Source organism: Pseudomonas sp. R1-6, assembly GCF_051132115.1.
Classification (GTDB): Bacteria; Pseudomonadota; Gammaproteobacteria; order Pseudomonadales; family Pseudomonadaceae; genus Aquipseudomonas.
Genome location: NZ_CP071662.1, coordinates 3,837,751 through 3,853,301 on the forward strand (window position 1 = coordinate 3,837,751; position 15,551 = coordinate 3,853,301).

At 60.7% G+C, this 15,551-nt stretch carries 17 protein-coding genes; 3 read left to right on the top strand and 14 right to left on the bottom strand.

Annotated features, from left to right (window positions below):
* Positions 1 to 27 precede the first annotated feature (27 nt).
* From J3P81_RS17200 to J3P81_RS17215, 4 genes are all read right to left on the bottom strand, one after another.
* Complete coding sequence (locus J3P81_RS17200) at positions 28 to 1,338, bottom strand: MFS transporter (RefSeq protein WP_420767206.1); 1,311 nt, start codon at positions 1,336 to 1,338, stop codon at positions 28 to 30.
* 112 nt (positions 1,339 to 1,450) lie between these two features.
* Positions 1,451 to 2,599 (bottom strand): galactonate dehydratase, encoded by a 1,149-nt coding sequence (gene dgoD / locus J3P81_RS17205; RefSeq protein WP_434559988.1) that lies wholly within the window; start codon positions 2,597 to 2,599, stop codon positions 1,451 to 1,453.
* 49 nt (positions 2,600 to 2,648) lie between these two features.
* Positions 2,649 to 3,269 carry a 2-dehydro-3-deoxy-6-phosphogalactonate aldolase gene (locus tag J3P81_RS17210; RefSeq protein ID WP_434559990.1) on the bottom strand — a complete coding sequence of 207 codons (621 nt, stop codon included), beginning with the start codon at positions 3,267 to 3,269 and terminating at the stop codon, positions 2,649 to 2,651.
* Between the two features lie 19 nt (positions 3,270 to 3,288).
* Positions 3,289 to 4,272 (bottom strand): 2-dehydro-3-deoxygalactonokinase, encoded by a 984-nt coding sequence (locus J3P81_RS17215; RefSeq protein ID WP_420767203.1) that lies wholly within the window; start codon positions 4,270 to 4,272, stop codon positions 3,289 to 3,291.
* 186 nt (positions 4,273 to 4,458) lie between these two features.
* On the opposite strand from J3P81_RS17215, the gene J3P81_RS17220 reads away from it, so the two are divergent.
* Complete coding sequence (locus J3P81_RS17220) at positions 4,459 to 5,091, top strand: glutathione S-transferase family protein (RefSeq protein ID WP_420767202.1); 633 nt, start codon at positions 4,459 to 4,461, stop codon at positions 5,089 to 5,091.
* 3 nt (positions 5,092 to 5,094) lie between these two features.
* Here the strand turns inward: J3P81_RS17220 and J3P81_RS17225 are convergent, their stop codons facing one another.
* Positions 5,095 to 5,577, bottom strand: coding sequence for a GNAT family N-acetyltransferase (locus J3P81_RS17225; protein ID WP_434559992.1), 483 nt, complete (start codon positions 5,575 to 5,577; stop codon positions 5,095 to 5,097).
* 166 nt (positions 5,578 to 5,743) lie between these two features.
* Between J3P81_RS17225 and J3P81_RS17230 the strand changes: the two genes are divergently transcribed.
* Positions 5,744 to 6,091 carry a hypothetical protein gene (locus tag J3P81_RS17230; RefSeq protein ID WP_434559994.1) on the top strand — a complete coding sequence of 116 codons (348 nt, stop codon included), beginning with the start codon at positions 5,744 to 5,746 and terminating at the stop codon, positions 6,089 to 6,091.
* A gap of 32 nt (positions 6,092 to 6,123) precedes the next feature.
* Complete coding sequence (locus J3P81_RS17235; RefSeq protein ID WP_434559996.1) at positions 6,124 to 6,504, top strand: Rho termination factor N-terminal domain-containing protein; 381 nt, start codon at positions 6,124 to 6,126, stop codon at positions 6,502 to 6,504.
* Between the two features lie 206 nt (positions 6,505 to 6,710).
* Here J3P81_RS17235 and araH read toward each other — a convergent pair whose 3' ends face one another.
* The 9 genes from araH to J3P81_RS17280 all read right to left on the bottom strand — a co-directional run bounded on the left by araH (position 6,711) and on the right by J3P81_RS17280 (position 15,529).
* Positions 6,711 to 7,679, bottom strand: coding sequence for an L-arabinose ABC transporter permease AraH (araH, locus tag J3P81_RS17240; protein ID WP_420767199.1), 969 nt, complete (start codon positions 7,677 to 7,679; stop codon positions 6,711 to 6,713).
* Between the two features lie 10 nt (positions 7,680 to 7,689).
* Positions 7,690 to 9,234, bottom strand: a complete 1,545-nt coding sequence (araG, locus tag J3P81_RS17245; protein WP_420767198.1) for an L-arabinose ABC transporter ATP-binding protein AraG — start codon at positions 9,232 to 9,234, stop codon at positions 7,690 to 7,692.
* A 75-nt stretch (positions 9,235 to 9,309) separates the two neighbouring features.
* On the bottom strand, positions 9,310 to 10,314 hold the full coding sequence (locus tag J3P81_RS17250) for a substrate-binding domain-containing protein (protein ID WP_420767197.1): 1,005 nt from the start codon (positions 10,312 to 10,314) through the stop codon (positions 9,310 to 9,312).
* A gap of 175 nt (positions 10,315 to 10,489) precedes the next feature.
* A complete protein-coding gene (locus tag J3P81_RS17255; RefSeq protein WP_434559998.1) occupies positions 10,490 to 11,308 on the bottom strand; it encodes an SDR family oxidoreductase in 819 nt (272 codons plus the stop codon).
* A 237-nt stretch (positions 11,309 to 11,545) separates the two neighbouring features.
* Positions 11,546 to 12,421, bottom strand: a complete 876-nt coding sequence (locus J3P81_RS17260) for an SMP-30/gluconolactonase/LRE family protein (protein WP_434560000.1) — start codon at positions 12,419 to 12,421, stop codon at positions 11,546 to 11,548.
* Positions 12,422 to 13,165: a FadR/GntR family transcriptional regulator gene (locus J3P81_RS17265; protein WP_434560002.1), complete on the bottom strand. Its 744-nt coding sequence runs from the start codon at positions 13,163 to 13,165 to the stop codon at positions 12,422 to 12,424.
* A 114-nt stretch (positions 13,166 to 13,279) separates the two neighbouring features.
* On the bottom strand, positions 13,280 to 13,840 hold the full coding sequence (locus tag J3P81_RS17270) for a DUF1285 domain-containing protein (RefSeq protein WP_420767193.1): 561 nt from the start codon (positions 13,838 to 13,840) through the stop codon (positions 13,280 to 13,282).
* Between the two features lie 15 nt (positions 13,841 to 13,855).
* On the bottom strand, positions 13,856 to 14,461 hold the full coding sequence (locus J3P81_RS17275; RefSeq protein WP_039593661.1) for a DUF4823 domain-containing protein: 606 nt from the start codon (positions 14,459 to 14,461) through the stop codon (positions 13,856 to 13,858).
* A 99-nt stretch (positions 14,462 to 14,560) separates the two neighbouring features.
* Complete coding sequence (locus tag J3P81_RS17280; RefSeq protein WP_420767192.1) at positions 14,561 to 15,529, bottom strand: GTP 3',8-cyclase MoaA; 969 nt, start codon at positions 15,527 to 15,529, stop codon at positions 14,561 to 14,563.
* Positions 15,530 to 15,551 lie beyond the last annotated feature (22 nt).

Below are 15,551 nucleotides of genomic sequence, written 5' to 3' on the forward strand. Positions count from 1 at the left end.
GGCATTATGGTCGCCCGCCCCGTCGGACTACAACTCGATGCGCTCGACCTTCCCGACCAGCAGGATGTAGGACAGCGCCCCGGCCAATGCCAATACGGCGATATAGGTAATGGCCGGGGCAAACGAATCACCGCTGGCAAGGAAGCCGATGACAATCGGCGTGGCGATGGCCGCCAGATTACCGATGAGATTGAACACCCCGCCGGTCAAACCGAGCAACCGCGCCGGTGCCAAGGTGGAAACCAGTGACCACGTGATCGACGCCAGGCCATTGCCGAAGAACGCCAGGGCCAGGAAGGCGATCACCAGGGGCGTCGACTCCACGAAGTTGGCGCCGATGATCGAGGTGGAAATCAGCAGCCCGCCAATGATCGGCAGCTTGCGCGCAAAACCCACCGTGGCGCCCCGGCGGATCAGCCAGTCCGAGAAGAAGCCGGAACACAGCACGCCGACGAATGCCGCAAGGAACGGCAACGACGCCAGCAAGCCGGACTTGATGAAGTCCATGCCGCGATACTTCACCAGGTAGGTCGGGAACCACGTCAGGAAAAACCACAGCGTGGAGTTGAGGCAGAACTGCCCCAGGTAGATACCCCATAACTTGCGTTGGGTCAGGACGATGCCCAGGTCGCTCCAGCTGAATTTGGCCTTGGCCTTGGCGGTATCGGCCTGGATGTCCACCAGCCCTCCACCCTCACGGATCAACTCGATTTCCGCGGCATTGGCGCCCTTGAAATCCCGAGGCTCGCGATATACCGCATACCAGATCACCGCCCAGAGAATGCCCACCGCGCCCGTGGCGACAAACACCATGTGCCAACCAAACGCGTGTTGCAGCCACGCCAGCACCGGAGTCAAAAATGCGAGCCCAACGAACTGCCCGGAGGTATAGAAACCAATGGCCGTGGCCCGCTCGCGCTCGGGAAACCAGGTGGTGACCACGCGGCTGTTGATCGGATAAGCCGGCGCTTCCAGGGCACCGACGGCCATGCGCAGCACGAACAGCGCGATGAAACTGGCGGCAAAACCGAGCATCACCGTGGCCGCCGACCACAGCAACAACGCCACGCTATACAGGATGCGCGGCGGCACCCGGTCCACCAGCCAGCCGCCGGGGATCTGCATGGCGGCGTAAGTCCAGCCGAACGCCGAGAAAATCAGCCCGACGTGGATCGGGTCGATGCCCAGGTCGCTGGTCAATGCGGGGGCCGCGATCGAGAGATTGCTGCGGTCCAGGTAGTTGATCACCACCGTGATGAACAGCAACACCATGATGAAAAAACGCTTGCGGCTGGGCGTCACCGACGACGCCTGCGCGCTCAGGGTGTGCGCTTGCATGTGAGGTGCCTCTTTTTATGTTTATTGAGGAAACGGGCGCATCGAAGAAGATCTCCTGCTTGCGAAGATCAAATTGTGGGAGCGAGCTTGCTCCCACAGGGTCAGGCGTGACTCACCATTCGGCAAAACTGCCATCGGCATGGCGCCAGATCGGGTTGCGCCAGCGATGGCCAATGGCCGCGCGCTCGATGACGTATTCCTCATTGATCTCGATACCCAGGCCAGGACCGTTCGGAATTTTCACGAAGCCTTGGTCATAGTCGAACACTCGCGGGTCCTTGATGTAGTCCAGCAAGTCATTGCTTTCGTTGTAATGGATGCCCAGGCTCTGCTCCTGGATAAACGCGTTGTAGCAAGCCGCGTCCAGTTGCAGGCACGCCGCCAGGGCGATCGGACCCAACGGGCAATGCAGTGCCAGCGCCACATCGTAGGCCTCGGCCATGTTGGCGATCTTGCGGGTTTCGGTGATGCCGCCGGCGTGGGACGCATCCGGCTGGATGATGTCCACATAGCCTTCGCTGAGTACCCGCTTGAAATCCCATCGCGAGAACAACCGCTCGCCCAGGGCAATCGGGGTGCTGGTCAGCGGCGCCAGTTCCTTGAGGGCTTCGTAGTTTTCGCTGAGCACCGGTTCTTCAATGAACATCAGCTTGAAGGGGTCGAGCTCCTTCATCAGAACCTTGGCCATTGGCTTGTGCACACGGCCGTGGAAATCCACGCCAATGCCGACGTTCGGCCCGACCGCGTCGCGCACAGCTGCCACGTTGGCCAGGGCCAGGTCGACTTTTTCGAAGGTATCGAGGAACTGCAGTTCTTCGGTGCCGTTCATCTTCACCGCCGTGAAGCCGCGTCCCACCGCCTCTTTCGCCGCTCGGGCGGTGTCCGCCGGCCGGTCGCCGCCGATCCATGAATAGACACGGATCTTGTCCCGCACCTGGCCGCCCAACAGATCGCTGACCGACACATCCAGGGCCTTGCCCTTGATGTCCCACAACGCTTGGTCGATACCGGCCAGGGCGCTCATGTGGACGGCCCCGCCGCGGTAGAAGCCACCGCGATAGAGCACGGTCCAGATGTCTTCGATGTTGCGTGGGTCTTTGCCGATCAGGTAGTCGGACAATTCTTCAACCGCAGCCGCCACTGTGTGGGCACGGCCTTCGACCACGGGTTCGCCCCAACCGGTCACGCCCTCATCGGTCTCGACCTTGAGGAAGCACCAGCGCGGCGGAACGATAAACGTGGTCAGCTTGGTGATTTTCATCTTGTTGTCTCTCTTGTCAGATGCAGCGCTCGGAGCGCTGGAAAAGTCTTCAGTTCAAGGCATTCCATGCGGCCACATAGGCCTTGGCGCGCACCGCCACTTGATCTGCTGTCAGGCCCGGCTTGAACAACCCGGAACCCAGGCCGAAACCCTTGACGCCGGCTTCGACGAACACCGCCATGTTGTCCGGCGTAATCCCGCCCACCGGCACCAGCACGGTCCCGGCCGGTAAAACCGCGAGCCAGGCCTTGACCACCGCCGGGCCCATTTGCTCGGCGGGGAACATCTTCAGCACATTAGCGCCCTCGGCCAGCGCGGCGAAAGCTTCGGTCGGCGTGGCGACGCCGGGCGACAGGTACAGCCCCGCCGCTTTTGCCGCCCGCAAGACCTTCGGGTCACTGTGAGGCATGACGATCACCTGGCCACCGGCCGCCTTGACCTGCTCCACCTGCTCCGGGGTCAGCACGGTACCCGCGCCGATCAGGCAATCGGCGGGCAAGGTACTGCGCAGGATGCGGATACTTTCGTACGGTTCGGGGGAATTGAGCGGCACTTCGATGACTCGAAATCCCTCGCTATACAGGACTTCGCCGATAGATGCCGCCTCCTCGGGGCGCAGGCCGCGAAGAATCGCGATCAGCCCGTTGTGCGCCAATGCTTGTTTGAGCATGTCAGGTCTCCAGTCAGGTTTAACGCGACGCGGTGGGTCCGAGCAGCCCGGCCGCCAAGGCCAGTTGCCACAAACCGCGTTCGGTGGCCTGTTCGGCCAGGATCACGCGGGCGAAACCGCAGGCGTCGAGGGCCCGCTGGTAACGGGCGCAGAGTTGAGAATTACCAATCAGCACGACCGTCGGCAGGTGAACGCTGTTGCGCCGTTGACGTTGCACGGCGGCCAGGGCCGTCAACTCATGGCCGATCAGCACACCCGACAGATAATCGGCCTGGGCGCTCGCGCCGAGCTCGCCGGTCAGGCCCAGGCTGCGGGCGCTGAACACGGTGGACAGCGGGCCAATCTGCCCATCCGACGACAGCGCCACCTGCACGCCGCGATCGAAAGCCACGCCATCGAACGCCGCGCCGCGCTGCTGGGTGCGGCCGAGAATGCTGTGGTCGCTGAGCACGGCGAAGATCTCGCCGGTCATGAAGGTGTCGAAATGGACGATGCAGCCTTCGGCCGCCTCCACCCATTTCGAATGGCTGCCCGGCAAGCCGATCAGCACCGCTTCGTTGGGCAAGCCAGGCAACGCACCGAGCACCTGGGTTTCTTCGCCGCGCATCACATTGGGCAGTCGGGAGCGTTGGATTACCCCTGGCACGATGTGAACATCAACACCGCGAAGGCTCCGGATAATTTGTAGGGAATGTCCGAGATTGGCGACGTTTGCCGGCGTGTCGCAGTAAGGCGCTTCCCGCCAACCTTGGGCGCTGCCCACCATGCCGCAGGCAATGACGGGCAAGCCTGGCTGCGCATCGAGCCAATCGCCGCAGGCTTCATCGAAGGCCAGCTCAAAACCGTCGATGCAGACCTGGCCCGCTATCGTCCGCGGCCCGGACGGCAACTGCATGATCCCCGACGACAGCGAACGCTGTTCGAGCACTTCGCCTCCCGCGGCTAGTTTGTAAGCCCGTAATGAGGTCGTTCCCCAATCGAGCGCGATCAATTGCGCCTGCATCCGCTTCACCTGTTTTGTTTATTGGGCAGTGAGTGACGCGGACTATAAACCCGGACGCAGGAAAATCTCAATATATAAATATCTCTCCCACATATTGGGATATCAATTCTATCGTGAAGGCATCGCCATCCACCCAAGACCCTGCTACGTTTCTGACCGGACGCCAAACAACTCAGGGAAAAAGTGATGGGACAATTGCTGAAGATCCTCGGCCGCACTTCCTCGATTAACGTCAGAAAGGTCTTGTGGACTTGCCAGGAACTGGAAATCTCCTACGAGCGCGAAGACTGGGGCATCGGCTTCGCGTCGACCCATGACCCGGCGTTCCTGGCATTGAATCCCAACGCCCAGGTGCCGGTGATTGTCGACGAGAGCGGCGTGCTCTGGGAGTCGAACACCATTTGCCGCTATCTGGTGGGCAAGCACGGGCGCAGCGACCTGCTGCCTGTCGAGCCTGCCGCACGGGCGCGTGTAGAGCAGTGGATGGATTGGCAAGCCACCGAGCTCAATCCGTCGTGGGGCGATGCGTTTTATGGACTGGTGCGCAAGCACCCGGATTTCCAGGACCCACAACTCATCGCCGCCGGCGTCAAAGGCTGGAATGAGAAGATGGGCTTGCTGGAACAACAGCTGGACCACACCGGCGCCTACGTAGCCGGTGCGGACTTTTCCCTTGCAGACGTACTCATTGGCCTATCCGTACACCGCTGGCGGCAGACGCCCATGGAACGTCCGGACTATCCAGCCGTAGCCGCTTATTGCACGCGACTCCAACAGCGACCCGGGTTTACCCAGTGGGCGTCCGACGCGTACTCATGAACGTCAGTTGCCGTTAGCGAAGTCCCGGAGCACCTTGCCATCCATCCGGTAGCGCACCCACTCTTCCTGCGGTTGCGCGCCGAGGGATTTGTAGAAGTCGATGGCCGGGGTGTTCCAGTCCAGCACGCTCCACTCGAAGCGACCACAATCGTTGTCGCAGGCGATCTTCGCCAGATGTCGCAATAAGGTTTTGCCCGCCCCGCCACCGCGCTGTTCAGGCGTGATGTACAAGTCTTCCAAGTACAGGCAATTACTGCCCAACCAAGTGGAATAGCTGAAGAAAAACACCGCAAAACCGATCGGCATGCCATCGCGCAGGCAGATCAAGCCGTGGGCGGTGGCGCCTTCGCTGAACAGGCTGCGCTCGATGTCGGCCACGCTGGCGATGACTTCGTGGCGAGCTTTTTCGTAATCGGCCAGCTCAGTGATGAAAGCAAGGATTTGCGGCGCATCGCTGGGCTGCGCGGGACGGATTTCGATGGACATGAACAGGCCTTGTCGCCAATTGAAAGCATCATACTAAGCCGCTCTGCGGCGCTCGTCACATCTTCTAAAGACACCCCCAATAGCGCCGTTCGTCGCCCCTGCGGCACCAACCCCACTCCAGCGCGGCCAAAAATCTGGCAAGCATTTCAAAAATGGAGGCGACACCATGATCTATTCAAGGCTGACTGCACTCACATTCGCCACGCTGCTGTCTTCGGCGGCTTTCGCGGCCACGACCAGTGGCACCGGACCGACCGACCCGGTTCAGGCACCCAACTCGCCGGCCACCCAAGGTTTGCCCAAACTGAACACCGATGGCACGGGCGGCACCTTGAACAATGGCCAGCCGCCTGCCACAGGCACCGATCCGCGGGTCCAAGGCAACGACACGGGCCGCCAAGGCGGGATGAACACACCTGACTCCACTGCGCCCGACAATGCCGATACTGGCGTGGGTTCGAAAACCACAACCGGAGGTTCAGGCTCTGAAGGTGGTGGGGCCTCCAGTCAATAACTTCTACCCAGCCATTGAGGAGGACCGTTCCCATGCCTCGTGGAAGCAAAGACAAGTACACCGATGAGCAGAAGCGCAAGGCCGAGCACATCGAAGACAGCTATGAGCAAAAAGGTGTGTCGGAAGGCGAGGCCGAGGCTCGGGCCTGGGCCACGGTGAACAAGCAATCGGGAGGCGGCGAACGCTCTGGTGGATCCGGCAAGAAGAAGCCCGCCGAAGCCAAGCAATCCGATCGCAAGGAGTCGGCCCGGCGCGCCGCCAAGAGCCGCGAAGGGCAGCCGCGCACCAGCAAAGCCTCCCATGAGGCCCAGACCGTGGACAGCTTGATGAAAGAAGCCCGGGCAAAAAATATTCCCGGACGCTCGAAGATGCGCAAGCAGGAACTGGTCGAGGCGTTGCGCAAGGCGGGGTAGAGCGAAAACTGTGGGAGCGGGCCTGCTCGCGAATGCGGTGGGTCAGCTAAGGAAGTGTCGGATGTGCCGACGCCTTCGCGAGCAGGCTCGCTCCCCCAGGTTTTTGTGCCTGGCTCAGGACTTCGGAACAGTGCAGAGCCAGTGTGGGAGCGAGCCTGCTCCGGGCGGCGATCCGACGATGGCGGCAGGTCAGCCTCCAATAATCTTCAACGCTGTTTCAACCTGTCAATCACCACCGCCAGCAGCAGGATCGAGCCGCGGATGACGTACTGGTAGAACGTATCGATGTTCTTCAGGTTCATCGCGTTCTCGATGATCGCCAGGATCAGCACGCCGGCGATGACATGGCGAATCATGCCGATGCCGCCGCTCAACGAAACGCCACCCAGAACACAAGCAGAGATCACGGTCAGTTCGAAACCCTGGCCGATCATCGGCTGGCCCGAGGTCATGCGCGACGCCAGGATGACGCCTGCCAGCGCACCAATTACACCGTGCACGGCGAAGATGATGATCTTGGTGCGATCAACGTTAACGCCTGCCAGCAATGCCGCTTCCTGGTTGCCGCCGATGGCCATGGTGTTGCGCCCATAAGTGGTGTAGTTCAGCAGCCAGCCGAAGAACAGAAAGCAGGCAATGGTGATCAGGATCGGCACCGGCACACCGAACATCTGGCCGTTACCAAAGACGAAAAACGATTCTTCCGACACCCCCACCGCCTTGCCGTTGGCAAAGATGTAGGCCAGGCCGCGTACGATCTGCATGGTCGCCAGCGTGGTAATCAGCGCATTGACCCGCAGTTTCGCGATGACGATGCCGTTGATCAGGCCGACAATCAGCCCCATCACCAACGCCGCGCTCACGCCGAGAAATACGCTATTGGTGTCACGCATCACGACGGCCGCGACGACGCCGGCGCAGGCAATCACCGAACCCACCGACAGGTCGAAATGCCCGGACGCCAGGCAATACAGCATGGTGCATGCCGCGATGCCGGTGGTGGAAATCGCCAGGCCCAGGCCGCGCATGTTCAGCGGCGACAGGAAGTTGTCGATCATCAGGGTGCAGAGCACGAAGATGCCGATGGCCGCCAGCAGCATGACCCAGTCGTCGAGGAAGCGGCGCAGGTCCAGGGGTTTGCGCGCCGTTGGCAGTGCATTGTTTTGGATGGTCATGATTTACCTCTCAGTTCGCCGCGTCGGCAACGCGTTGGCGCGGCAGCGCCAGTTGCAGCAGGTTGGATTCGTCGGCCTGGTCACGCGGCAACTCGCCGCGCATGGCCCCTTCGCACAGCACCAGGATTCGGTCGGAAATGCCCATCACTTCCATCAAGTCACTGGACACCACAATCACCGCGATGCCATCGGCCGCCAGGTTGTGGATAATCTGGTAGATCTCGGCCTTGGCGCCGATGTCGATGCCTCGCGTCGGCTCGTCAAGCAGCAGGACTTTCATCGGCATGGAAAGCCAGCGTCCCAGGATTGCTTTCTGCTGGTTACCGCCGGACAAGTACATGATTTTCTGGCTCGCCGCCGGGGTCTTCACTTTGAGCGACTTGATCTGCTTGTCGGCATTGCCCCGCTCCCACTCGCCACGCAACAGGCAGCCGAGCGCGGAATGAGCCGGACGGGCGCTGATGTTGATGTTCTCGGCCACGCTGCCCAACGGAATGATGCCCTCCTTCTTGCGATCTTCCGGACAGAGCAGCACACCAGCGGCGATGGCATCCCGGGGGGAACGCAGTTTCAACTCCTTGCCGTGCAGGACCAGGCTGCCCTCGCTCTGACGTTCCAGGCCACTGAGCAAACGCAGCAGCTCGGTACGACCGGCGCCGACCAGCCCGAACAAGCCGAGGATCTCGCCCTTGTGTACATGGAAACTCACCGGTTCGCGCAAGCCCGGCCCGAGCAGGCCTTTCACCTGCAACGCCACATCGCCGCGCTCGCGGGGGCGGTAGTCATAAATGTCTTGGATATCGCGACCGACCATGCACGTGACCAACTGATCGTGGGTCAGCTCGCTCATGTTCTCGAAGGTGCGGACATAACGACCGTCCTTGAAGACCGTCACCGCGTCACAGATGCGGAACACCTCCTCCATGCGGTGGCTGACGTACAGCACCACTTTGCCCTCGTCCCGAAGGCGGGCAATGATCGTCATCAAACGGTCGATTTCCCGGGCCGACAGGCTGCTGGTCGGTTCGTCGAAGGCAATGACGTGGGCGCCACGGGACAAGGCCTTGGCGATTTCCACCAACTGGCGCTGGCCAAGGGACAGACGACCGACTTTTTCCTGCGGGTCGATTTCGTCCGCAAGCCCTTTGAGCAATGTCAACGCCTGCTGACGCAGTACGCCGCGATTGACGAGGCCGAAACGCGCCGGCAAATGACCGAGGAACAGGTTCTCCGCGACGGTCATTTCCGGCACCAGGTGCAATTCCTGGTGAATCACCGCCACACCGCTGGCGATACTGTCGGCGGTGCCTTTGAAGGCCATCGTCTGCTCGCCGATCTGCAAGTCGCCGCTGCTCGGGATGTAGGCGCCCCCGAGGATTTTCAGCAACGTGGACTTGCCCGCGCCGTTCTCGCCCATCAAGGCATGCACCTGCCCCGGATGAGCAACGAAACTGATATTGGCCAGCGCCTGCACGCCAGGAAAGGACTTGCCGATCCCGTTGAATCGCAAGCTGCCGCCGATGTTGTGTTGCCGTGTCGCTGTTTGCGCTTGCATAACCACCTCGAACTCACAGAGATCAAGCGACCCTGCCACTCATGTGGCCAGGGCCGCTTTTGAATCAACCGGCCGTCAGTTCCACAGGCCGATCTTTTCCAGCTCTTGCTTGAAGTTCTCCCGGGTGATCAGCGTCACCTCGTCCATGGCGGTGTACTTCGGCGGTTCCTTGCCGGTGGTGATCCACTCGTACATCATTTCGGCGGTCTTGTAGCCTTCGATGTGCGGGCTTGGCAACATCGAACCGAAGAAGCCGCTGTCCGGTTTCTTCAACTCGCCGATGGCGTCGGTGCCGTTGATGCCGATGCCGATCACGTTGGCCGCCTTGAAGCCGGCTGCTTCGGTGGCGCGCACGCCGCCCAGCACGGTGTTGTCATTCATACCGCCGATGATCAGGTTTTTCGCAGCGCTTGGCAGCTTCACCAGCGCCGAGTTGGTGGAGTCCATGCTGCCGGGGACGTCGAGGGTCTTGAGCGCCGCAAACAGAATGTGGTCTTCCGGCATCCCGGCTTTCTTCAAGGCATCGACCGAACCGTCGGTGCGCTTCTTGCCGGTGTCCAGTTCGTTGAAGGTGTTGATCACCGCGTAGGTGTCTTTCCAGTCCCAGTTACGCTTTTTCGCCTCGGCGGCCATCGCGGCGCCCTGCTTCTGGCCCACCTCGAAGGCCGCCATGCCCAGGTATGGCACGTCCTCCATGAACTTGCCTTTGGCGTCGACGAAACGGTCGTCGACGGCGATCACCTTGAGATCGTTAAGCTTGGCCTTGGCCATGATGGCTGGGCCGAGAGACACGTCCGGCGGGCAGATCACGAAGCCCTTGGCACCGTTGGCGGCAAGGCTGTCGATGGCCGAAAGGGTTTTTTCGCCATCGGGCACGGCGATTTTGATCAATTCGAAGCCTTTGTCCTTGCTCGCCTTCTCGGCGAAAGCCCACTCGGTCTGGAACCAGGGCTCCTCCGCCTGCTTGACCAGGAAACCGATTTTTACCGGATCCGCTGCCAGCAGGCTGCTGCTAAGGCTGACCGCGGTCACCGCCAGGGCGGCACGACACAGGGAACGGATCCCACGACGATATTTCATAGCTGACTCCTTGTTTTTTTTATTGAAAGCCAAACGTCCAGGGATCTGCTCCACATGGGTGGAATTGCGCAGGCTGGCCGGTCAAATCGTGTTACTGCACAAGCATAGGTGTAAATAGTCATATCGTATGATGATTGGATTACAGGCGAAGTTTCCCTCCGCAATCCAAGAATGTTCAGTCGTGGTACATGACCGAACGCCCACCATCGATGGTGATGCATGAGGCATTGATGAACGGTGCTTCGTCACTGGCCAGGAATACGGCCGTCATTGCCACTTCAATCGGCTGCCCGATGCGCCGTGGCGGGTGCAGGTCCAGCGCGCGCTGGCGTTCGGCCTGGGGATCGGCAAAGCCGTTCCAGTAGTCGACGTTCAGTTGAGTCTCGATGTAGCCCGGCGCAATGGCATTCACCCGCACGCCCTTGGGTGCGTACTCGATGCCCAGGGCACGGGTCAGGCCCAGCAGGCCATGTTTGGCTACGGGGTATGGGAAACAACCGGGAATGATGTGGGACGAATGGGTCGACGCGATGTTGATGATGCTGCCCACGCCCTGTTCGATCATCTGTGGCAACACCGCCTTGCAACCGTACCAAGCGCCATCCAGGTCGATGGCAAAGCAACGGCGCCAGTCCTCTTCGGTCATTTCCAGCGGATCGCGGAACACGTTGATGCCTGCGCAGTTCACCAGCACGTCGATGCGACCATGCAACTCGACCGCCCGGCGGGCCATGACGTGCAAATCCTGTTGGTTCGAGACATCAACCTTCAGCGCTTGGACATCCGCACCCTGTCGACGCCAATGGGCGGCGACGGTTTCGACCTTTTCCCCCTGGATGTCGCTGATGACCAGCCGGGCCTGTTGCGAAGCGAACGCGGCGACAATGGCCTCGCCGATGCCCTGGGCAGCGCCGGTCAACAGCACGACCTTGTCTTTAAGGCGTTCGCCCTTCACGGGCTCAGGCACCGGCGGCAAGCAAAGCGCTTCAGCCATGGACGGGGCCTCCAGTGCAAACACACGACAAAAACCGGACACCCAACGATGGCCGGTTCAAAAGCTGTGGGCTCAACACTGATTCGCGAACACCGCCGAGGCGTTCCGGGAAAAAACGATGCATCACTTCACCTGTTTTGTTTTTTTAAGTGTGAGTGCGTATTGCTGATGGAGCCGACTATAAACCCGACCGCCAAATAATCTCAATATATATATTTACATCCCACATTTTGGGATTTACCCCGCGAACCGTGTACAAGCCACGCCCGGCACATCGACGCGCATCGATAGCACCGCCCCGTCCAATGGGTGATTGAGGGGACTTTGCGCACTGGTGATATACAAAGTCCGTAGGTCTTCACCACCGAATACACAACTGGTAGGGCGACTGACCGGCAATTCGATCACCTGATCGACGTGACCCTCCGGATGCAACCGCAGCAGGCAACTGCCGTCCCAACGGGCATTCCAGATATAGCCCCGCGCATCCATCGCCGAACCATCCGGCCCGCCACGGGAATGGGGTCCGAACCAGACTTCGGCGGGCGCGAGTTTTCCATCGGGGTAAATGAAGTGCCGATAAAGGGTCCCGTCCAGGCTCTCGCCGAAATAGACGGTCGTGCCATCAGGGCTCCACAACAATGTGTTGGGGATGCCCAAGCCACGCAACAGCGGCATCACGCGGCCATCGCCGCCGACACGAAACAGCCCACCGGAGCGCTGCTCGATGGGCAAGTCTTCGCCATCTTCCCCGATGTTGTTCTGCATGGTGCCCAGCCAGAGCTGGCCCAACGCATCGCAGCGGGCTTCGTTGGCGCGATTGCCCGGCTGGGGATCGGCCATGCACAGCAACTTCAGGCGCGGTTCCAGTCCTGGGGAGTCCAGGTCCAACCGGTAAACGCCACTGCTCAACGTCACCAAGGCATCGCCGCTCTGGGTCGGGATGAATGCAGAGACGTGCTCAGGCATCTGCCAGATCTGCACGTTCTTGCCAATCAGCCGCAACGCCTGCTTGCCGGCAATATCGACCCAATACAGCGCCTGGGTCGGCTCGTCCCAAAAAGGCCCCTCGCCCAGCTTCGCCCGATGCTCCGTCACAGCCGTCCACTTCATTTAAAACCTCCTGTTCCCGAGTTTCCCGGCGTTGTCTGTTCGACCGGCCATGACATTGGGGTAAAAACGCTTGATGGCCAGGTCTGCGTTATCGATCAGCGTCATGCAGGCCCAGACGCCTCGCGTCGCGTCCCGAGCGGCGATGGCTTCGGCGATGTCCTTGTGGATCGGCAGCGTGCGGCGCAGTTCGTCCGGGTCGGCGGCCGACACCTCGAACGAAACCGCCAACAACGCTCCGAGGGCTGGGACCATTTGTTCGATGAATTGATTGTGGCTGGCCGCGAGGATGCATTCGTGGAAGAACTGGTCGGCGCGGTTGTAATCCGCACCGCTGTCCACCGCCCGCTCAAGCGCATGATAGGCCAGGCGGATCGCCTGCACCTGGTCGGCCGTCGCCCGTTCACAGGCCCAGCGCACGGCCATCGGTTCGATGGTGCGGCGCAGGTCCAGCAGATCGTCGACAAAATTCTCCGGCAAGCCGCTGCGCGACAGCCAGCCCACCACTTGTGGATCAAAGAGGTTCCAGCGGCGCACCGGCAATACCCGCGTGCCGACCTTCGGCCCGACTTCCAGCATGCCTTTGGCCACCAAGGTTTTGATGGCTTCGCGAATCACCGTGCGGCTGACGCCCAGTTGCTCGCCCAGATCCGCCTCGACCTTGATGGTTTGCCCAGGCTTGACCTGGCCGGCGGCGATCCAGCCCCCCAGCCAATCGACGGTCGACGCGTGAAAACTGCTGGACATGAGCACCCCGTGGGCATTTCTTGTTAGGTGCCCACGCTAATCATCATACGATTGGGTGTCAATTTGAATTTTTGGCGCCTTGTGAAAGCGAGCAAGCTCGCCCCTACAGAAAAATCAGGGCTCCAGGCCGATGGGGAAAAACTCGCCACCACTCCAGACGCCCAACCAGCGCTGCCCATCTATCTCACGGCTGACCGCAAGCTCCACCAATTGATAGAACACATTGCGATGAATCAGCGCTTCGAGATTGCTGCGCACATGAATGTAAGGCGCCGGTTCCTGGGTCTGGGGATCGATCATCACCCGCATCGGATGTTCCGGGCCGGCTTCGGTGACTTCCTCGACATTGGTGGTAAAGCGCAACAACTGCCCTTCCCCCTCTCCTTCGACCTCCAGGGTCACGGCCACGAACGGCGCGTCATCGACCTTGATGCCGACTTTTTCCACAGGGGTAATCAGAAAGTAATCATCGCCGTCGCGGCGAATGATGGTGGAGAACAGCTTGACCATCGGCTTGCGTCCGATGGGGGTGCCCAGGTAGTACCAAGTGCCATCGCGGGCGATGCGCATGTCGATGTCGCCGCAGAAGTCAGGGTTCCACAAGTGGACCGGCGGCAGGCCTTTGGTCTTGGGGATCTGCCCCAGCAGGTCATTGGCTTTTTGCGGTCCGCTCATGGTGCCCCCTTCTGTTTATTCGTTGCTCATCCCCAACAAGCTGCGGGCGTACTCACGCAACGGCGCGGCGATGAGGTCTTGTGGCTGCTTGTCGTGCAACGTCAGCAAACCGCCACGACTCTTGATGCGTGCAGTATCAATCAAATACTGGGTGCTGGTCTCGATCAACATGATTTGAATCACACTGGTGTCGACACCCAGGCGATCCACCGCCTCTTCATCCAGCCATTCGTCGGTGTTGCCGATGCGGTTGTCCGCCTTGGCAAATCGGGTGTAGAGCAAATAGTGGGCACCGGCGGCACGCGCTTCACCCATCGCCTGATCGAGGCCTTCCGGGACCCGGGCGCGACGAACCATCGGGAAATATTCGATGAATCCATTGAAGGCTTCTTCAGCCACGACGTTGGGTCGCGGATAGGCGCTACCTGGCGGAGCAAAAGCGCCCTGAGCGATGTAGATGAAGGAATCCGGCTGGATGCGCAGGTTGTTTACACGGCGGCTGTCGCTATGGTCCAGCAGGCCGGCATCGCTCATGTGATAACGAACGCCCTCCCCCATATCGCTGACATTCATGCAGCCACCAAGCGTCAAAACGGTCAGCAGCAAAAACAGGCTACGCATCCTATCCTCCAAAAACCGGTGACGGAAAACCGGCGAATGGCCGTGGGATGCAGCTTTTGCGCCAGCTTGCAGGGTATGCGCCTCGCCACGAGAAGCCAGTCAGCCGCCAATGATTTTCATGATGGTCGCGCCACCCGAGAACGCTACTTCCTGCTTGTCTCCCAACGCCTTGACCAGCAAGCGCTGGAGCGCCGGCAACGCCTGGTGTCGGGGCTTGTCCAGCAGATCGCCGACGTAATGACGGTTGCTCGACGACAGGCAGCCGTGCAGCCAGCCAGTGGAAGACAACCGCAGTCGCGAACAGGTTCGGCAGAACGGCACGCTTTCGTTGGCGATCACGCCAAAGTGCCCGAGCCCGGGAATTTCATAGCGCACAGCCGTGGCATCGACGGGAGCGTCGGCTTGCAGATATTCGTATTGGTCGCCAATCAGGCCCAGCAGTTGCTGAAGGCTGACGAATTGCTGAAGGAACGCATTGGAATCCTTGGCCAGGTGCCCCATGCGCATCAACTCGATGAAGCGCAACTCATAGCCACGTTCCAGGCAGTATTCAAGCAACGGCATCACCTGATCGAGGTTCTGCCCGCGCAGCGGCACCATGTTGACCTTGATCTTCAGGCCCGCCGCCCGGGCCTGCTCCATGCCATCGAGCACAGTCGCCAGGTCTCCTCCGCGGGCTATGCTGCGAAAGGCAGCGGCGTCCAGGGTGTCGAGGGAAACGTTGATCCGGCGGATACCGGCATTCATTAGCAGCGGCAGCTTCCTGGCCAGCAGCTGGCCGTTGGTGGTCAGGCTGATGTCCTCAAGGCCCATCTGCCCTACCGCTGTCATGAAGCTCTCAAGCTTGGGGCTGACCAGCGGCTCGCCACCCGTGATGCGCAACCGCTCGATTCCGGCCGCTTCGATCAGATACGCCACGCCTCGCGCCATGGCCTCGGCCGACAGTTCATCCTGCGCAGCCACCAGCCGCTTGCCATCAGGCACGCAGTAGGTACAGGCGTAATTGCAGGCTGAAGTCAGGCTGATCCGCAAATTGCGAAAACGCCTGCCTTGACGGTCAACGATCATGGATCACTCCGGCGAAAGAAGA

Coding starts and splice junctions, on each gene's coding strand:
- J3P81_RS17200 (WP_420767206.1), bottom strand. CDS start 1,338: ATGCAAGCGCACACCCTGAGCGCGCAGGCGTCGTCGGTGACGCCCAGC.
- dgoD (WP_434559988.1), bottom strand. CDS start 2,599: ATGAAAATCACCAAGCTGACCACGTTTATCGTTCCGCCGCGCTGGTGC.
- J3P81_RS17210 (WP_434559990.1), bottom strand. CDS start 3,269: ATGCTCAAACAAGCATTGGCGCACAACGGGCTGATCGCGATTCTTCGC.
- J3P81_RS17215 (WP_420767203.1), bottom strand. CDS start 4,272: ATGCAGGCGCAATTGATCGCGCTCGATTGGGGAACGACCTCATTACGG.
- J3P81_RS17220 (WP_420767202.1), top strand. CDS start 4,459: ATGGGACAATTGCTGAAGATCCTCGGCCGCACTTCCTCGATTAACGTC.
- J3P81_RS17225 (WP_434559992.1), bottom strand. CDS start 5,577: ATGTCCATCGAAATCCGTCCCGCGCAGCCCAGCGATGCGCCGCAAATC.
- J3P81_RS17230 (WP_434559994.1), top strand. CDS start 5,744: ATGATCTATTCAAGGCTGACTGCACTCACATTCGCCACGCTGCTGTCT.
- J3P81_RS17235 (WP_434559996.1), top strand. CDS start 6,124: ATGCCTCGTGGAAGCAAAGACAAGTACACCGATGAGCAGAAGCGCAAG.
- araH (WP_420767199.1), bottom strand. CDS start 7,679: ATGACCATCCAAAACAATGCACTGCCAACGGCGCGCAAACCCCTGGAC.
- araG (WP_420767198.1), bottom strand. CDS start 9,234: ATGCAAGCGCAAACAGCGACACGGCAACACAACATCGGCGGCAGCTTG.
- J3P81_RS17250 (WP_420767197.1), bottom strand. CDS start 10,314: ATGAAATATCGTCGTGGGATCCGTTCCCTGTGTCGTGCCGCCCTGGCG.
- J3P81_RS17255 (WP_434559998.1), bottom strand. CDS start 11,308: ATGGCTGAAGCGCTTTGCTTGCCGCCGGTGCCTGAGCCCGTGAAGGGC.
- J3P81_RS17260 (WP_434560000.1), bottom strand. CDS start 12,421: ATGAAGTGGACGGCTGTGACGGAGCATCGGGCGAAGCTGGGCGAGGGG.
- J3P81_RS17265 (WP_434560002.1), bottom strand. CDS start 13,165: ATGTCCAGCAGTTTTCACGCGTCGACCGTCGATTGGCTGGGGGGCTGG.
- J3P81_RS17270 (WP_420767193.1), bottom strand. CDS start 13,840: ATGAGCGGACCGCAAAAAGCCAATGACCTGCTGGGGCAGATCCCCAAG.
- J3P81_RS17275 (WP_039593661.1), bottom strand. CDS start 14,461: ATGCGTAGCCTGTTTTTGCTGCTGACCGTTTTGACGCTTGGTGGCTGC.
- J3P81_RS17280 (WP_420767192.1), bottom strand. CDS start 15,529: ATGATCGTTGACCGTCAAGGCAGGCGTTTTCGCAATTTGCGGATCAGC.